Origin of the sequence: Mycobacterium sp. NPDC006124 (genome assembly GCF_040614235.1) — a bacterium.
Taxonomy (GTDB): Bacteria; Actinomycetota; Actinomycetes; order Mycobacteriales; family Mycobacteriaceae; genus Mycobacterium.
This window is the reverse complement of sequence record NZ_JBEXUA010000026.1, coordinates 19,098-36,075: the sequence shown is the minus strand read 5'-3', so window position 1 is coordinate 36,075 and position 16,978 is coordinate 19,098. Positions and strand designations below refer to the sequence as shown.

Sequence of the window (16,978 nt, the reverse complement as noted above, 5' to 3'; positions counted from 1 at the left end):
CAGAACAGGAGGAAACCCCCGCGGCACTGCCCGCCTGAACGATCAACTCGAAGAATCACACGACGACGTCGTACACCACGTCCATGGACTTGACCGCGGGATCTCTACGCCAAGCGTCCGCTGTGCGATAGCGGGTATTACGCAACCTTCAACCGTGACAACGTGGAACTCGTAGACCTCGAGGAGAACCCAATCGCCGCGATCACACCCGCCGGCGTACGGACCTCTGACGGAGTGGAACACGAGATCGACGTCCTGATCTTCGCCACCGGATTCGATGCCGTCGACGGCAACTACAAGCGTTTCGACCTACGAGGCCGAAACGGCGTCTCGATGGCGGACAGCTGGAAGAACGGCCCGTCCAGTTATCTCGGGATGGCGGTCGCTAACTTTCCGAACATGTTCATGGTGCTCGGGCCCAACGGTCCCTTCACCAACCTGCCACCGTCGATCGAGACACAGGTGCAGTGGTCCACCGATTTGATCGACCACATGGAACAGACCGGTCTCTCCGTCGTGGAGCCGTTCATCGACGCCGAGCACGACTGGACCGCCACGTGCCGAGAGATTGCCAACGCCACGCTTTTTCCAAAGGCACAGTCGTGGATCTTCGGCGCCAACATTCCAGGCAAGGAGAACACGGTTTACTTCTACCTTGGAGGGCTGTGCGCCTATCGCACCGCACTCTCGGAGTGCAAGGACGCCGGCTACAAGGGCTTTCGGTTCAGCTGAGGGAGCCGCGGACCAACGATCGATGCCGCCATAGGTGGTGGTCCGTGCCGAAAGTTGTCGTGCGACTTCACCGATCGGAAGACGTGGTGCCACAGACCAAGGGTCAGGCTGGTCCCGTCCCCGGGCATCGGCCCGGCCGTTGGTGCCGAGCTCAGGCGCTGAACCCGCCGCCACAGACCACGACCTGTCCACTGACGTAGTCCGACTCGGGAATGCACAGGAGATAGACCGCCCCGGCAGCGTCGGCCGGGGTACCCGCCCTTCCCAGGGGGATGCCGTGCTCCATCGACTGCAGGAGCTCTGGGTTGACCCCGACCGCCAGCTGTCTGCCCTGAATGTCGATCTTGCCGTCACCGCCGGCGGGGACCTCGGTCAACCGGGTCCGGATCAAGCCGAAGGCGACCGCGTTGACGGTAACGTTGTAGCGGCCCCACTCCTTGGACAGCGCCTTCGTCAGGCCGATGACCCCGGCCTTGCCGGAGGAATAGTTGGCCTGGCCCGCGTTACCACCTGTGCCCGCGATCGACGAGATGTTGACGACCTTCCGACACGGTACGACGATGCCCGCAGCCTTCTCCTTCTTCGTTGCGGCGCTGATGATCGGTTGCGCCGCGCGCAGTATCCGGAACGGCGCCTTGAGGTGCACGTCGAGGATTGCATCCCACTGGTCGTCGCTCATCTTCTGGATGACTGAGTCCCAGGTGTAGCCGGCGTTGTTGATGATGATGTCGAGACCGCCAAACGCGTCGACCGCGGTGCCGACGAAACGCTCGGCGAAGCCCTCCTCGGTCACGCTTCCGGCACACGCGACCGCAGCGCCTCCGAAGGTTTCGATTGCCGCCACGGTCTCCTTCGCCGGGTCCGCGTCGAGGTCGTTCACCACGACCTTGGCGCCGTCTTTGGCGAGTTTCTCGGCGATGGCGCGCCCGATCCCTCGACCGGAACCCGACACCAGAGCGACCTTGCCGTCCAGCTTGCCCATCTTCGTTCCGTCCTTCGATCTAGGTGCGGCCCGGGGCCGCACACGTTTGGGGCTGTTCAGCTTGCGCTGACCAGGGACTGCGGGATGTCGGCGATCCGGGAGCGCACGTACTCTCCCAGACCCTTCGCCTGGGCATCCAGACGAGTCGAGGACGCTACGCCTTGGCCCAACAGGCCATGAACGACGATGTTGAGCGCTCGTAGGTTGGGCAATTCGAACCGCTCGATGCGTAGCTGCGCGGCTTCTGGGCCGAGCAGCACGCGTAGCCGATCGACGCTCAGATACTCGCGGGCCCAGGCGTATCCGGCGTCGTCGCGGGCCCAGAGACCGATGTTGGCGTTGCCGCCCTTATCGCCCGAGCGCGCGCCGAGCACTGAACCCAGGGGTGCGCGGCACGTCGGCCCGGCTGGCGATGCGGCGGCCGCGTGATGGTCGACCTCCGGGGTCGGCACGGGACCGGTCGGCGGGTCGGCAATCCGTAGGCGCTTACCATCCGGCAGCACCACGACCTGCGTCACGCTCGACCGTGGGACGGCCGCCGGCCGGTACACGCCGAACGCTGACTCCGACGTGGGTGGTGTGGTGGTGTGGAAGCCGGCGTATCCGGCCAGTGCGATCTCCATGATTCCGCTCGAGAACGCCCGGCCGACCTTGCGCGGGTCGGGGTCCTTGACCGTGATCCGCAGGTGCGCGCAGGCTTGGTCGTTGGTGGGGGCGTCCATGGTGTCGAATCGCAGCAACTTGACGTCGACCTCGGCGAAGGAGTCCCTGCCGCCGAGGACGTCGAACAGCTGCTTCTGCGCAAACTCGGACTTTGCCTCCAGATCAAGGCCAGTGAGCACCATCGTCATGGTGTTCCGGTAGCCCCCGACATCGTTGAGCGCCACCTTCAGCGTTTCCGGCGGTGGGCTGCCGACGGTACCGGTGATCGCCACTCGGTGCTCGGCCTGCTGGGTCAGAGTGACGGTATCGAAGTGCGTGACCACGTCCGGTCCAAGATAGGCGGGCTCGCCGATCTCGTAGAGCAGCTGGGCGGTGACCGTGCCGATCGACACCAGCCCGCCGGTATCGACATGTTTGGTGATCACCGATGAGCCGTCGGCCGCGACTTCCGCGATCGGGAAGCCCGGGTAGCGGCGGTCGGTGATCTCGTCGAGGAAGGCATAGTTGCCACCCGTCGCCTGTGGGCCGCATTCGATGACGTGGCCAGCCACGACAGCACCAGCCAGTCGGTCCCAGTCGGTGTGGCCCCATCCGTGCCACCAGGCGGCCGGCCCTACGACGAGTGACGCGTCCGTCACGCGTCCGGTGACGACGACGTCGGCGCCGGCGCCCAGCGCTTCGGCGATTCCCCAACCACCGAGGTAGGCGTTGGCCGAGACCGGCGTTACCTCACCGACCGCAGGAGTGATCGCGGTGAGGTTGCCGCGCAGGTCGTCACCCTCGACGTGGGCGACGCGAACCGCAATGCCGAGCCGTTCTGCGAGCTCGCGAAGCTCGAGGGCAAGCCCGGCCGGGTTCAGCCCACCGGCGTTGGCCACGATCTTGATACCGCGGTCGGAGCAGGTGCCCAACACCTGTTCCATCTGGGTCAAGAACGTGCGCGCAAAACCGCTCGCCGGATCCTTCGACTGAGCCTTCGCCAGAATGAGCATCGTCAACTCGGCAAGGTAGTCACCGCAGAGCACGTCGATGCCCTCGGTTCCCACGCCGCCCTCGACCATCTCACGCGCCGCGGCGATCCGATCGCCGTAGAAACCGGAGCAGTTTCCGATTCGTACCGGGTCCCTCACGCCGCACCTCCGCTGAACTGTCCTGCGGAACGCCCCCCGCCGGGGGGGCCTGCGAAGGCCTGCGCAATGGAGAGCCACTCGTCGGCGATCGGACCAGTGGCTTCCAGTGCGGTGTCGTCGCGATGCCGTCGCTGGGTGACGAGTAGGCAGAAGTCGTACGCGGCACCGGAAACCCTGTCGGGCACCCCGTCTGGGCCCCACGTCCAGAGTGTGCCCCCCGGTGCGGTGAGTTCGACGCGAACGGGTTGCGTCGGCACCTCCAGACCGTTGGCCATGTAGCTGAAGGCCCGCGCCCCCACGCCTATGTGTGCGACGTGGCGCAACCTGTCCGATGGTGTGCGGGTCGCTCCGAGGGCGTCGGCGACGTCCTGGCCATGCGCCCAAGTCTCCATGATGCGCGCCGTCAGCGAGGAAGCCGCGCTCATGGGGAGGCCGAACCACGGCACACGCACCGAGGGGTCCATTTCGGCGAAGGCAGCGACGAGTGCGTCGCGAGCACCGTCGAACCAGGACAGCAACTCCAAGGCCGGCATCGGCCGGTATCGCTCGGCGATGGTGTCCGGAGAGACCCGGCCGTCGGCAAGCATGGGCAGCACCTCAGCCGTAAAGCCGTCGGGGTCGGTGGCTGACCGCACCGCCACGTCGTCGAAGAACGCGAGATGGCTGATTTGATCCCGGACCGCCCAGCCCGTGGCCGGGGTGGGGGCATCCCACCCGGTTGGGCCGTCGGGCAGGTCGGCGATGAGTGCCCTCAGGTCCGCGGTCTCCGCTTCGATGTCGGCGATGACGGACTTCATTGGCACGGCCACGGCTAACGTCCCGTCCAGACCGGTGTGCGCTTCTCGCGAAAGGCGGTGGGACCCTCCTGCGCGTCGGCGCTGTGGTAGACCGGCTCCCATATCTGGTCGGCGAGGTCGTACGCCTCGGCAAGGTGGTGCTGCGCCGAAAGGTAAACCGTCTTCTTCGCCGCGAGCACGGACAGCGGTGCGTTGGAGGCGATTCGCACGGCAATCGCCTGGGTTCGTGCCCGAAGCTCCGCTGCGGGTACGACCTCGTTCACCATGCCCACCTCCCGGGCGCGCTCGGCAGAGATCGGGTCGCCGGTCATCAGGATCTGCAGCGCAAGCCGCGGCGGCAGCAACCACGACAGAGGCGCCGCCCACGGCGCACCACGCCCCACCTTGACCTCGCTGACGGCAAAGGTGGCGTGCTCCGCCGCGACGACGAGGTCGCACTGTTGGGCGAGCAGGAAGCCGCCTGCGAAGGCAACGCCGTTGACTGCCGCGATGATGGGCTTGACGACGTCGATGTTGCGTCCGAACTGCGGGGCGAAGTCCGGCGGCGGGACCGTGAGCGACGTCTCCGACATCTCCTTCAGATCCCCGCCTGCGCAGAAGGCCTTGTCACCCGCCCCCGTCAACACCAAGACCTTGGCCGAGTCGTCGGCGTTGAAACGGTGGACCGCGTCGAAAAGCCCGTGCCGGACCGCCGCGTTGAGTGCGTTTCGTGCCTCGGGCCGGTTGATCGTCAGCCAGGCCACTCCGTCCACGACCTCGTACCTGATCGCCTCTTCGCTCATCAGCCTCCGTCCAAGATGACCCGGACCCCCAATGTTAGGGAGCGTTCACTATCAGTACGTTACCCGTCCCGGTGCTGCGATGGCCAGATGGTTTGCGACCCGGCACGCGTCGTGGACGATTTACGGACGTCGTTCCCTTCTTCGTTACGACCGTCTTCGTACTGAGGGATGGGAATATCCGTTGCGCGTGGCAAACGATGGGATTGCGCGCCCGCTGATGGCCGTCCACCGAGATGACGCGGCTGATTTGCCGCCACGTCGCCCTAGTAGTCATGGGTCGCGGAACGCTCGCAATTCGCCGTCGTGAGGTCGGTTGTCGGCCGATTGCCGACGCCGTGGTATGGGCCGCGAGATGTATCCGCCGACGAGTCTCGCGCTCCCAACGTTCCGGCTGGGCGTGCTATACCGGCTGAGGTTGACTCGGTCCCCGGCCGCCGATCGGTCTAGTAGCCCACGTGCAGACGGCGACGGGGCGTCAGAGGGGCGGGCATTCGCTCGCTTCTGCCAACGCGCAGGGATCGTGACCGAGTCGGTCGAGAAATCCGTCTAGGGGAGCGACGAGGCGGATAACCCAGGCCTGCAGGGGAAGCGCTGCGCCCGTCGCTAAAACTAGCAACAGAGTTAGCACTAGAAGACAACCCATGCGTCTCACTCCGTTCTACAACGGTCACTGTTGGGTTTTCGGCGTTGGCGCATGAACGGTTCTGACCGTCAAGCCCGTTGCTCGACCTTGATGTCCCGCGCCAAGTTTAAAAGTCTGGCGGCCGGATCGGTACGTCCTAGATCGCCGAAATTCCCGACATTCTTTGTCTCGCGAAGACAAGGCACCGAGTACCGTTGTCGTGTGCTCGATTCGTCATCAAGTGATGAAGCTGTGCTGCACGCGGTGACCAACGTGCTCGGCGATCTCGGTGATCTGGTCAAGGAGTTGCCGGAGGTCATCCACGGTCTTCTGCTTGAGCAGGTCACCGAGCTGACGGCCGATCAGCAACTCAGAGATTTGCTCAGCGACACCGTTGCGGCAAACGTGGACACCTGGTTTTCCGTCATCCGGTATGCGATCCCGATCGACCACGTCGAAGCGCCGACTGCTGCGCTCGAACATGCGCGGCGGATGGCGCAGCGGGAGGTTCCCGTCAACGCGCTGCTCCGCGCCTACCGGCTGGGACACCAGTATGGACTCACGCTCATCATCGGCGGGCTGCGCAGCGCGGACCTCCCCCCAGAGCAAAAGTTGGTGCTGTTCGAGCACATCACCCGGGTGTCATTCCGCTACATCGACTGGATGTCCGAGCAGGTGCTGCAGACCTACCAGATCGAACGTGCGCAGTGGGACGAGAACCGGCGCAGTCAGCGTGAACAGGCCATTCGAGACATCCTCGACGGGCGAGACGTGGACACGACGACGATGTCGCAATCCATGAGGTACCCATTGGGTGCGACGCACGTGGCGCTACTGGTGTGGCTCGATCAGGATGCAAGCGCCGATTCCGATCAGCGCGTCGCCATGGAGCGCTTCGCACGGCAAGCGGCCGTCACCATCGGAGCCGAGCAGTTGATCTACCATTCCATCGATCGCCTCGTCGCCTGCGCATGGATGACCGTCCCCGACGGGTCGGACTCCGTATCTCGGTTGCGGGACTTCGTTCATGCGCAGTCGGACGGCCCGAGAATCGCGGTCGGTGGCCCACTTTGCGGGCTCGACGGCTTTCGCCGCACCTACCGTCAGGCAGAACAGGCCCGCATCGTAGCCATGGCAGCCGAGGGCAACGTACGCCGACTGTTCGCGGCCCACGATCCCGGGCTGGCGCTCGCCTCGATGCTGGTAGCCGACGTGGCAACCCTCAGGGACTGGGTTCACGACGTGTTGGGCCCGCTAGCATCCAACACCGCACCGGACAAGCGGTTACGAGAAACACTGAGCGTGTTCCTGGGCGCCGGCGGCAGTTTCAAGGCCGCGGCCGGCCAACTACGGGTACACGGAAACACCGTCAAATACCGCGTGAACCGGGCGGTCGCGCGCCGCGGGAAGTCCGTCGCCGAGGACCGGCTGGACGTCGAGGTCGCACTGCTCATGTGCGAATGGTTCGATACTGCGGTCTTGACTTGACTTGTTCGAGGTTGGGCAGGTTTGCCCGGGCGTGGTTGATGAGGGTGACGCCAGGAAGGAAGTCGCGCAGCAGTCCGTTGGTGGTCTCATTCGTGCCGCGTTGCCAGGGTGGATGAGAGTCGCAGAAGTAATTGGCTGCGCCCCGTGTGGCGGCGGTAATGAGGTGGCGGGACATCTCGGTGCCCTGGTCCCAGGTGGTGGACCGCAGGAGTGCCGATGGCAAATCCAGCGTGCGGGCGACCAGGGCGGCGTGCGGAGAGTCGGTCGCTGCTGGAACTAGGAGGCCGCGACGGAATGCCTACGTGCTTTCAGGTCCTGCACTTTCGTCAGTGGGGGTTTACCGGTGCCAACCCGCTCGCGTTCCGACAGTGTCCCACATGTCGATGGCGGAGTCGACCGCACCGATTGAGTGCCCGGCCCATTGCAGAGGGTCCAATCGGACGACGGGGACCCGCTGGCAGTCGAGCGATGATCGTCACTACCGTTGACGAAAACGATTCTCTTGTAAAGGATGGGTGAGCTCCCATTGGAGAGCTGACCGCTAACAAGACACGATAGAGGGGCACCCCATGGTTACGTCACCGTTCGCACCAGCCAAGAAGGTCCGTGAGCGGCTGTCGTCGGTGCTGTTGGCTCCCGTCCCTCAGAGCGTCGAGCGGGGCATCTTGACGTTGAGCCGGCGGTGGCCGGTTCGCGAACTTGCGACGCCGCCCACCGGGAGCGGATTGAAGCCGGTCATCGGCGACAACGGGTGGCCTCTGCTTGGACACACGCTCGACTACATTCGCTTCGGGTCTGACCTCAGCAGAGAGCGGTACGAGAGGTTCGGCTCGGTCTCGTGGATGGGGGCCTTCGGCACGAAGATGGTCGTCATCGCGGGTCCACAGGCGACTCAAGAAGCACTCACCACCAAGGCCAAGGCGTTCTCCCAGGATGGTTGGGGCTTTCTCATCGATGCGTTCTTTCACCGTGGGCTGATGCTGATGAGCTTCGACGAACATCTGATGCATCGGCGGATCATGCAGGAGGCGTTCACGCGCCCGCGCTTGACCGGTTATGTCAAGCAGGTCGGCCCCTCGGTTCGTGCCAGCGTGCCGAAGTGGCCGACTGGGTCGGGCGTCCGCTTGTACCCCTTGCTGAAGGACCTGACGCTCGACGTCGCGACGGATGTGTTCATGGGCGGCCGCGGCAAGCAGGACAGCGAGTCGGTCAACCGGGCGTTCATCGCGACCGTGCGTGCCGCCAGTGCGATCGTGCGGGCGCCGCTGCCGGGTACGCGGTATCGCGCAGGGGTACGCGGCCGGCGCGTGTTGGAAGAATACTTCGCTCGGCACTTGCCGGCTGCGCGGTCGGGGCAGAGTGATGATCTGTTCGCCGCGTTGTGCGAGGCGCGGGCCGAAGACGGTGAACGCTTCACCGACGCGGACATCATCAACCACATGATCTTCCTGATGATGGCCGCGCACGATACGTCCACCATCACCACCGCGGCGGTGGCGTACTTCCTGGCGAAGAACCCCGAATGGCAGGATCGAGTCCGTGCCGAATCCGATCGTCTCGGCGACGAGCTTCCGGGCATCGAGGACCTCGAGGGACTTACGACGATGGACATGGTCATCAAGGAGTCGCTCAGACTGGTGGCACCCGTCCCGTTGGTGATGCGTAAGACCGTGGCCGACACCGAGATCGACGGTTACTACATTCCTTCCGGGATGCTCGTCGCAGTCACGCCGGCGGTCAACCACTTCGCTCCGACGGTGTGGGCTGAGCCGGACCGGTTCGATCCGACGCGCTTCGAGGCGCCCCGCCGGGAGGACCAGGCTCACCGCTTCGCGTGGCTGCCGTTCGGAGGGGGCGCGCACAAGTGCATCGGAATGAACTTTGGCACCCTCGAGGTAAAGGCGATTCTGCACGAAATGTTGCGAGAATTCAGCTGGAGTCTCGACGATGACTACCACGTCCGATGGGACAACACCTCCCTGCCCATCCCGGTCGACGGACTGCCCATTACCTTGCGGCGCCGATAGCCATGCCAGTGCCTACGATCGCCGTCGTCACCGGGGCGGCAAGGGGAATCGGCTTGGAGATCGCGAAGCAACTGGCCGCCGAAGGTCATAGGGTGCTGCTCACCGATGTCGACGGCGCTGCGGCAGCGCGTGCTGCCACTGAGGTCGGCCGAGGCGCGTGGAGTGTGCAACAGGACGTACGGGACCCGTCGGTCCATCGTGACGTCGCGGCGCAGGCCTCCGCCGCGGGTCGTTTGGCGGTGTGGGTGAACAATGCGGGGATCCTGGTAGCGGGGGAGAGCTGGCGTCACTCGGACGACGAGCTTGCATCGATCCTCGACATCAACATCCGTGGCGTCGTCGCAGGCTCGCACGCCGCGATCGAGGCCATGGGCCTCGACGGGGGTGCGATCCTCAACATCGCATCACTTTCGGCCTTAGCGCCCGTCCCGGGACTCGCCATGTACGCAGCCACCAAGGCGGCCGTGCTGTCGTTTACGACGTCGTTGCAGGGTGACCTCGACCATGCGGGATTGCCAATCCGCGCCCGTGCGCTGTGCCCTGACGTAGTGAGCACGAAGATGGTCAACGATCGAGTTGCCGACCCAGGCGCATCGCTGCTGTTCGCCGGGCCCAGTCCGATGGACGCCGCGGATGTAGCGCGCGCAGGGCTCGATTTGCTCAACAGTCGCCAGGTATTCCGGGTCGTGCCGCGGTGGCGCGGCGTCGTCGTCCGCGCTACTGACGTCACTCCGTCACTTGGGTTAAAGGCTGTCGCGTTGTTGCGCGGCGTCGGTGAGCGGCGCCAACGCAGACAACGTTGACACCGTGTCGACGGTGCCGTCGTTCAACATGGTGCGCCTCGCGTAGCGCCTGGTGTCAAGGTGGGTCCACTGAGCGGGACTTGAGGATCGAGTGCGGTTCCCAGTTCCCGCAACCTGTCGTCGATGATCAACCACGTCTGCCGGGTCAACCGAACGACCAGATCGTCGCGGGTGGTCTCTCGATGGTCTAGCCACCACAGCACTGATGCGTCGATGAGGCCCACGATGGCAGCGACGTTGCGGTCGGCGGCGTCGGCGTCGTCGCCATAGCGAGGAAAGTAACGCGCTCCCGCTTTTGCTAGTTCGGACGCGAACGCGCTGATGCCAGGCGTCGTGTTCTCGTTGCTGCGCCGATAATGCCGGTTGACCAGAAACCGGTACAGGTTGGGATGTTCGTCGGCCCACATGACGTGCTGACTCACGGGTGCGCGAATCACGTCCAGCGGTGATCCCGTGACGTCCAGACTGACGCGAATCTTGGCGGTGAGCTCGCGGTGAACGTAGCGCGCGACGGCGAGATCGAGTTCTTCCTTGCTCGCGAAGTGACGGTAGAAGTGCGTGCGGCCCAAACCTGCCTTGCCGGCGATTTGGCCCGTGAGGGCGTGGGGGCCGCTTTCTTCGATTGCGGCGAGCGCCGCTTCGATGATCTTGCCGCGACGAATATCGCGACCCGGCACCCTACTGGTCGCGCGGCGTGCCGCGGTGGTGTCCACCCATTGCCTTCCCTCCACGGGCTCACCGTAGCGCCCAGCGCGCCAGGGCGTTCTGGGTACGAGTTGTACCCAGTATCCGAATCGTGGTACACCATGTACCCATGGCGTGAACGCGAGACCCAAACCGGGTTCGGGGCGCAAGCAGACACAGTGAGGACATTCGAATGGCCGCCAAACGCTCTAGCTGGATGGACGACGATCTCGATGCCCTGAGAGACATGGCACGCGCGTTCTGCGAGAAGGAGATCGCGCCGCACGTCGACCGCTTCATCGAGCAGCACCACGTCGATCGGGATCTATGGACTCGCGCGGGTGAGTTGGGACTGCTGTGCATGTCGATCCCGGAGGAGTATGGCGGTGGTGGTGGCACGTTCGCTCACGAGGCGGTCCTGATCGAGGAACAAGCCCGCGTCGGCGACACGGCATGGGGTGCCCCACTGCACAGCGGCATCGTGGCCCACTATCTGCTCGAGTACGGCACCGACGAGCAGAAGGAACGCTTCCTTCCTCGGTTGGCGAGTGGCGAGATGGTGGGCGCCATCGCAATGACGGAGCCCGGCACGGGTTCCGACCTGCAGTCGGTCACGACCAAGGCGGTGCGTGTCGGCGACGAGTACATCGTGAACGGGTCCAAGACCTTCATCACCAACGGCGCTCAGGCCGACCTGATCATCGTCGTGGCCAAGACCGACCCCACCGCCGGAGCTAACGGAATCTCGTTGGTGTTGGTCGAAGGCGATCGGTCAGGGTTTCGGCGGGGGCGGGTGTTGGACAAGGTTGGTCAGCGCGGTCAGGATACCTCTGAGCTGCACTTCGAAGACGTACACATCCCCGTTGCGAACCTCCTCGGCACTGAAGAGGGGCAAGGCTTCATTCAGTTGATGCAGCAACTGCCACAGGAGCGGTTGATTCTTGCGCTGGGTGCAGTGACTCAAGTGGAGACTGCGCTCGAGTTCACTGTGGAGTACACAAAGGATCGGCAAGCGTTCGGCAAGCCCGTGTTCGCTTTCCAGAACACCAAGTTCAAACTCGCTGAGGTCGCCACCGACGCCCACATCGGCCGTGTATTCATTGACGACTGCGTCGTCCGTCACCTGCGTGGCGAACTCGACATCCCCACGGTCGCGATGGCGAAGTGGTGGACTACCGAGCGCGCCATGGTGGCCCTCGACGACTGCTTGCAACTACACGGCGGGTATGGCTACATGAACGAATATCCGATTGCCAGGATGTGGGCGGATGCACGCGTTCAGAAGATCTACGGCGGGACGAACGAGATCATGAAGGACATCATTGCCCGCTCGCTCTGAGCAGAACACCAAATGAGGTTGGTCCACCCACGAACCTCAGGACGTTCGGACGGCGGCGAGACGCTGGTGCCTGCGCCGTTCCCGCTCAGGATTACTGGCGCCTAGCCCGAAACAGATTCACTTTGTTGCTCACGCCCTTCAGGCGGTGTGATCCGGCAGCCGACCACTGGACGTCTGCGGTGTCCTCGACGATCGCCCGAGTGGATTCCGCCACCAACGCGGTGCCGGGTCGCGCGACCGCGGTCACCCGGCTGGCGAGGTTGACGGGGCTGCCGAACCAGTCTCCCGCGCGCGTCACTGCCGATCCGGACGCAACGCCGATCCTCAAGGGGGGCAGGTCGTTTGCCAGCGCGGTCTCGGCGAGGTTCAGCACCGCGATCAAGAGCGGCGTTGGTTCGGGGGAGACCAGCATGACGGCGTCCCCCACGGATTTCACGAACCTCACCGGCGTGCACGCAACCGTGCGCGCAGCGTCCGCGAGGCGACGCGCGAGCCTCTCTAGGTCGTAGGGCGAAATTTGCTCGCCCAACTCGGTGAAACCCACGACGTCGGCGAATGCGACGGTAACGTGCCGCGCACCGGGTAGCTGTCCCGCAGCGCGCTCTGCGGCGGTGATGGCCTCGGACTCCAATGAATTCCGAAGCCTCATGAGGAATAGGTCACCGACCATGGCCAACAAGTCTGGCCTCGCTCTTCGTGCGAACGCATGCGACGCCTCGGCAAGTTCGATCTCGTTCTCACCTGGAACGAGCAACATGTTCAGCGCGGAGTCGCGCATCATCTCGGTAGCTTGCCCGAGCCCCTCCGTGAGGGCCCGCAGGACGGCGACGGTCTCGTCTTGGGGCGACGCCCATCCCGATGAAGACCCGTGCGCGCGCGATCGCGTCTGCGTCGGCCTGCAGCACCACCGCCGCGTCGAGGTCTCCTGGTCTGGGCAAACCAGCAGCATCTATCAGCCTGGTGAGCAGTTCCACGTCCATCCCGGTCGCTGCATTCAGATCGCGGAGCGAGACATAGCGCCCTTCGTCACCAAGGACGCGGTTCGTAGGAAGCAGTAGCGGTGTCGACACCGACGACCGGATTTGCTCGACCGTGAAGCCTTGGGCGAGGAGCCAAACGATGAGGTCAGCCCGTTCGTCTCGGCTGGCGCCTTCGAGACCGTCGAGAAGGCCCAGTTCCGCGAATTCGTCGATCGTTGGCACGCCGGGAATGGGCCTAGCTGCTGCGTGACGAGTCATTGTCGGGAGCCGACGGCGCAAAGGCCGGGGCGCCCGATTCGAAGGTCGATGCGGGTACGCCCAGCACGGCGTGACCCATTGACGCAAGCAGCACCGAGGTTAGCTCAGGAGCAAGGCCGGTGCCACGATAGTGAAGGATCGACTGGATGGCGCCAATTGCGCCGTGGACCATCGCGCGAAGCTCAATCTCGTCGATCTCTGGACGCAACTCGCCAACGAGATGAACCCACTCTTCAAGATAGAGCCGTTGTTTTCGGCGTAATCTGCTCTGCTGCTGATCGGGAAGATTGTGCACCTCCCGGTAGTACACGATGGCCAACTCTCGCTGGTCCATCACCAAAGCGACTTGGTCGGCTACCAGCCCGGCCAATGCTTCCGCCTCATCGCTCGACTGCTCTACCAGCATCTTTGCGCGCTCCAAGAGGCTGTCCACGACTCGTTCGAACAAGGCCGCCAGCAAGCCGCCCTTGCTGTCGAAGTGACGGTAGATGGCCGGCCCGACCACACCTGATGCAACCCCGATGTCGGCCATCGAGACGGCATGGTAACCACGCTCGGCAATCAATTCTGCTGCGGAGGCGAGAATTCGCTCGCGGCGCTCGCCGCCGACCCGAGTCCGTCCGGCCACGGCCGGTCTACTCACCGTTACCCCCTCCGCCTTCGACGGGGCTGCTCGGAACCCAGCTGGTCACTGTCGAACGTTAACATCTCCCCACTGGCCGAGTAGGGCGTGCAAGCGTTCCCGTACACGAAGACCGGGGTTCCGGGCGCACTGGCACCGTGTTGACGGCGGACGTCGATCACCCCTACGTTCAGTACATGTGAATAATGATTCACGGCGCGAAAGACTCACTGGCGAGATGGCTGGAAGAGGGAGAGACAGTGACCGAGCAGTACGAGGACATCAGTTACGAGGTCGAAGGACACGTGGCGATCGTGACCATCGACCGTCCCCACCGATACAACGCATTCCGTGGCAAGACCGTCGAGGAATTGATCAATGCCTTCCGCGGCGCCTGGGCGGACCATTCCGTGCAAGCCATCATCCTCACCGGCGCGGGTGAGAAGGCCTTTTGCACCGGCGGCGACGTCAAGCAGCGCGCCGAGACCGGTGACTACGGGCCAACCGAAAGCGGCATGTTCGAGATTGGCAACCTGCACAAGCTCATTCGTGACATACCGAAACCCGTCATCGCCGCGGTCAACGGTCTCGCCATCGGCGGGGGCCACGTGCTGCACGTGCTCTGCGATCTCACCATCGCCGCCGACACCGCCAAGTTCGGCCAGGCCGGACCACGGGTGGGTTCCTTCGACGCCGGATTCGGGTCGGCCTTCCTGGCACGGGTCGTCGGCGAGAAGCGCGCCCGAGAGATGTGGTATTTATGCCGCCAAGTCGACGCGGACACCGCCGAACGGTGGGGCTTGGTGAACTGGGTGGTGCCTGCAGGCAAACTGTTGGACGAAGCCAAGGTGGTGGCCGCTGAGATTGCCGAAAAGAGTCCCACCGCCATTCGGTTCCTCAAGCAATCGTTCAACGCCGACACCGATCACCAGGCCGGCCTGAGCAACCTGGCCATGTCCGCGCTCGATCTGTATACGCATACACCCGAAGGGTTGGAGGGCGCGACGGCCTTCGCCGAGAAGCGCAGTCCTGACTTCGCCAAATACGCCAAGGCATGAGGGCGCGCACATGACTGACAACATCGTCGTCGTCACCGGAGCCGGGTCGGGAATCGGCAAGGCGGCAGCGCTGGCGTTCGCCCAGCAAGGCGACAAGGTGATCGCCGCCGACCTCGATCTGGACGCGGCAAACCGCACGGCGGAATGCGTCCCCGAATCGATTTTCGCGATGGCGGTGGACATCGCGGACCGTGAGACTGTCGATCAGCTTCGCCTGCAGGTGCATTCCGACGTTGGTGTTCCGAACGTTCTGGTGAATGCTGCCGGATGGGATCGGACCGATGGATTCCTCAGCGCTAGCACGGAATTCGCCGAACGGGTGGTGGCCATCAACTACCTGGGCCCCGTGCACATGTGCAGCGCATTCCTGCCTGGCATGATCGAGGCAGGGAACGGCGGCTGGGTGGTCAACGTCGCCAGTGACGCCGGGCGGGTGGGCAGTTCCGGGGAAAGCATCTATGCCGGCGCCAAGGGTGGCGTCATCGCGCTCACCAAGTCTCTGGCTCGCGAGATGGCCAGGCATGGGATCAACGTCAACTGCGTGTGCCCGGGTCCCACCGACACCCCGTTGTTTCACGCTCAGGCCGACAGGCTGAAAGAGGCCTTGATCAAGGCGATTCCATTTCGGAGGCTGGCGCGCCCGGAGGAAGTGGCTGCGCCGATTGTCTTCTTTGCCTCTGAGGCTGCATCGTTCATCACCGGTCAGGTCATCAGCGTCAGCGGCGGCCTGACGATGGCGGGCTGAACCAGCCGCCTCAGCTGGCGGCGATGGTCGAGGTCGGACGTTGGTCCAGGTCTCCATTCTCAGTATCACTCTCGGACGACAACCGTTGACAGGGGCATGCCATGAGTGCTGGATACAACTCCGAGCACTTGCAGTTTCGACAGCTCGTCCGCGACTTCGTCCGCGACAGGATCACTCCAAACCACGAAGAGTGGGAGCTGGCGGGCTGCCTGGACCGATCGATGTTCGCCGACGCCGGCCGGGTGGGTCTGCTCGGATTCCCCGTTTCTGAGCAGTTCGGCGGCCCCGGCGTGATCGACTATCGCTATCACGCCATCGTCATCGAAGAAGTGAACCGGGCGGGGAATGCCGCCGAAGGCATTGCATTTTCACTGCAGAACGACGTCGTGCTGCCGTATTTGACCGACCTGACCACTGACGTGCAAAAGGCACGGTGGCTGGCTGGCACTGTGACGGGCGAGACCGTGCTCGGAATCGCGATGACCGAACCTGCCACGGGCAGTGACCTGACCGGCATCCGCACGTCGGCGGTGCGAGACGGCGAGCACTACGTCGTCAACGGCAGCAAGACATTCATCTCCAACGGTCAGAATGGCGATCTGTTCGTCGTGGCCGTACGCACCTCCGAAGGCAAGCACAACGGCCTTTCGCTGCTCGTCGTGGAGGCGGACACGCCCGGATTCGGCCGAGGTCGCAACCTTGGCAAGATCGGTCTGCACGCGCAGGACACGAGTGAGCTCGTCTTCACCGACATGCGGGTACCGAGGGAGAACCTCCTGGAAGCGGAGGGCCGCGGCTTCTACCAGCTGGTGGGCAACCTCCCGCAGGAACGCCTTTCGCTGGCCGTGGGGGCGGTCGCTGCCGCCGAGGGTGCTTTCGCGCAGACCATCGCTTACGTGAAGGACCGCACTGCATTCGGCTCGACCATCGCCAGTTTTCAGAACACGAAGTTCGTCCTCGCCGAACTAGCGACCGAGCTCGACCTGGCCCGCACGTTCATCGACGACTGTATTGCCCAGCACGTCGTCGGTGAGCTCACTGCGGCGCGCGCCGCACGCTTGAAGTGGTGGACGACTGAGCTCCAAGTCCGCGTCGCCGACAAGTGTTTGCAATTGCACGGGGGCTACGGCTACATGCGCGAGTACCCCATCTCGCGTGCGTTCATCGATGCGCGTATTCAGACGATCTACGGTGGCACCAGCGAGATCATGAAGACGATAATCGCGAAGGATCTCGGTCTTTGAGCGCTACCCGGCTTCCGGCGGA

Annotated in this window: 14 protein-coding genes and 2 pseudogenes; 8 read left to right on the top strand and 8 right to left on the bottom strand. The window is 64.2% G+C overall.

The genetic code is table 11. The features are described 5' to 3' along the window. Positions 1–162 precede the first annotated feature (162 nt). Positions 163–732, top strand: coding sequence for a hypothetical protein (locus tag ABZ195_RS27875; RefSeq protein ID WP_355223122.1), 570 nt, complete (start codon positions 163–165; stop codon positions 730–732). A gap of 151 nt (positions 733–883) precedes the next feature. On the opposite strand, the gene ABZ195_RS27870 is transcribed toward ABZ195_RS27875, so the two are convergent. Genes ABZ195_RS27870 through ABZ195_RS27855 form a run of 4 tightly spaced genes read right to left on the bottom strand, consistent with a single transcriptional unit; the run spans position 884 to position 5,086 of the window. After that, the gene (locus ABZ195_RS27870) at positions 884–1,714 is read right to left on the bottom strand and encodes an SDR family oxidoreductase (protein WP_355223121.1); all 831 of its coding nucleotides are present in this window, start codon (positions 1,712–1,714) and stop codon (positions 884–886) included. A gap of 56 nt (positions 1,715–1,770) precedes the next feature. Further along, a complete protein-coding gene (locus tag ABZ195_RS27865; RefSeq protein WP_355223120.1) occupies positions 1,771–3,507 on the bottom strand; it encodes an acyclic terpene utilization AtuA family protein in 1,737 nt (578 codons plus the stop codon). Then, positions 3,504–4,316, bottom strand: coding sequence for a TIGR03084 family metal-binding protein (locus ABZ195_RS27860; protein ID WP_355223119.1), 813 nt, complete (start codon positions 4,314–4,316; stop codon positions 3,504–3,506). The genes ABZ195_RS27865 and ABZ195_RS27860 overlap by 4 nt, the downstream gene beginning before the upstream one ends. Before the next feature lie 2 nt (positions 4,317–4,318). Beyond that, positions 4,319–5,086: an enoyl-CoA hydratase-related protein gene (locus ABZ195_RS27855; protein WP_355223118.1), complete on the bottom strand. Its 768-nt coding sequence runs from the start codon at positions 5,084–5,086 to the stop codon at positions 4,319–4,321. A gap of 844 nt (positions 5,087–5,930) precedes the next feature. Here ABZ195_RS27855 and ABZ195_RS27850 point away from each other — a divergent pair. Next, positions 5,931–7,196 (top strand): helix-turn-helix domain-containing protein, encoded by a 1,266-nt coding sequence (locus ABZ195_RS27850; RefSeq protein WP_355223117.1) that lies wholly within the window; start codon positions 5,931–5,933, stop codon positions 7,194–7,196. 52 nt (positions 7,197–7,248) lie between these two features. Here ABZ195_RS27850 and ABZ195_RS27845 read toward each other — a convergent pair. Then, positions 7,249–7,419 (bottom strand): annotated as a pseudogene (locus tag ABZ195_RS27845) (IS30 family transposase); the annotation flags it as partial. Positions 7,420–7,765: 346 nt separating this feature from the next. On the opposite strand from ABZ195_RS27845, the gene ABZ195_RS27840 reads away from it, so the two are divergent. After that, positions 7,766–9,223, top strand: a complete 1,458-nt coding sequence (locus tag ABZ195_RS27840; protein WP_355223116.1) for a cytochrome P450 — start codon at positions 7,766–7,768, stop codon at positions 9,221–9,223. Next, a complete protein-coding gene (locus ABZ195_RS27835; RefSeq protein ID WP_355223115.1) occupies positions 9,160–10,026 on the top strand; it encodes an SDR family oxidoreductase in 867 nt (288 codons plus the stop codon). Before ABZ195_RS27840 ends, ABZ195_RS27835 begins: the two co-directional genes overlap by 64 nt. A 23-nt stretch (positions 10,027–10,049) precedes the next feature. On the opposite strand, the gene ABZ195_RS27830 is transcribed toward ABZ195_RS27835, so the two are convergent. Beyond that, entirely contained in the window at positions 10,050–10,739 is a 690-nt protein-coding gene (locus tag ABZ195_RS27830) for a TetR/AcrR family transcriptional regulator (RefSeq protein ID WP_355223114.1), read from the bottom strand. Positions 10,740–10,903: 164 nt separating this feature from the next. On the opposite strand from ABZ195_RS27830, the gene ABZ195_RS27825 reads away from it, so the two are divergent. Beyond that, on the top strand, positions 10,904–12,049 hold the full coding sequence (locus ABZ195_RS27825; RefSeq protein WP_355223113.1) for an acyl-CoA dehydrogenase family protein: 1,146 nt from the start codon (positions 10,904–10,906) through the stop codon (positions 12,047–12,049). 91 nt (positions 12,050–12,140) lie between these two features. Here ABZ195_RS27825 and ABZ195_RS27820 read toward each other — a convergent pair. Further along, positions 12,141–13,287, bottom strand: a pseudogene (locus tag ABZ195_RS27820) (adenylate cyclase regulatory domain-containing protein). Further along, the gene (locus tag ABZ195_RS27815) at positions 13,265–13,930 is read right to left on the bottom strand and encodes a TetR/AcrR family transcriptional regulator (protein ID WP_355223112.1); all 666 of its coding nucleotides are present in this window, start codon (positions 13,928–13,930) and stop codon (positions 13,265–13,267) included. The pseudogene ABZ195_RS27820 and the gene ABZ195_RS27815 overlap by 23 nt, the downstream one beginning before the upstream one ends. 185 nt (positions 13,931–14,115) lie before the next feature. Between ABZ195_RS27815 and ABZ195_RS27810 the strand changes: the two genes are divergently transcribed. From ABZ195_RS27810 to ABZ195_RS27800, 3 genes are all read left to right on the top strand, one after another. Then, on the top strand, positions 14,116–14,967 hold the full coding sequence (locus tag ABZ195_RS27810; protein WP_355223111.1) for an enoyl-CoA hydratase-related protein: 852 nt from the start codon (positions 14,116–14,118) through the stop codon (positions 14,965–14,967). Positions 14,968–14,977: 10 nt separating this feature from the next. Then, positions 14,978–15,712, top strand: a complete 735-nt coding sequence (locus ABZ195_RS27805) for an SDR family oxidoreductase (RefSeq protein ID WP_355223110.1) — start codon at positions 14,978–14,980, stop codon at positions 15,710–15,712. A gap of 101 nt (positions 15,713–15,813) precedes the next feature. Continuing rightward, positions 15,814–16,956, top strand: coding sequence for an acyl-CoA dehydrogenase family protein (locus ABZ195_RS27800; protein WP_355223109.1), 1,143 nt, complete (start codon positions 15,814–15,816; stop codon positions 16,954–16,956). The last annotated feature ends 22 nt before the right edge of the window (positions 16,957–16,978 follow it).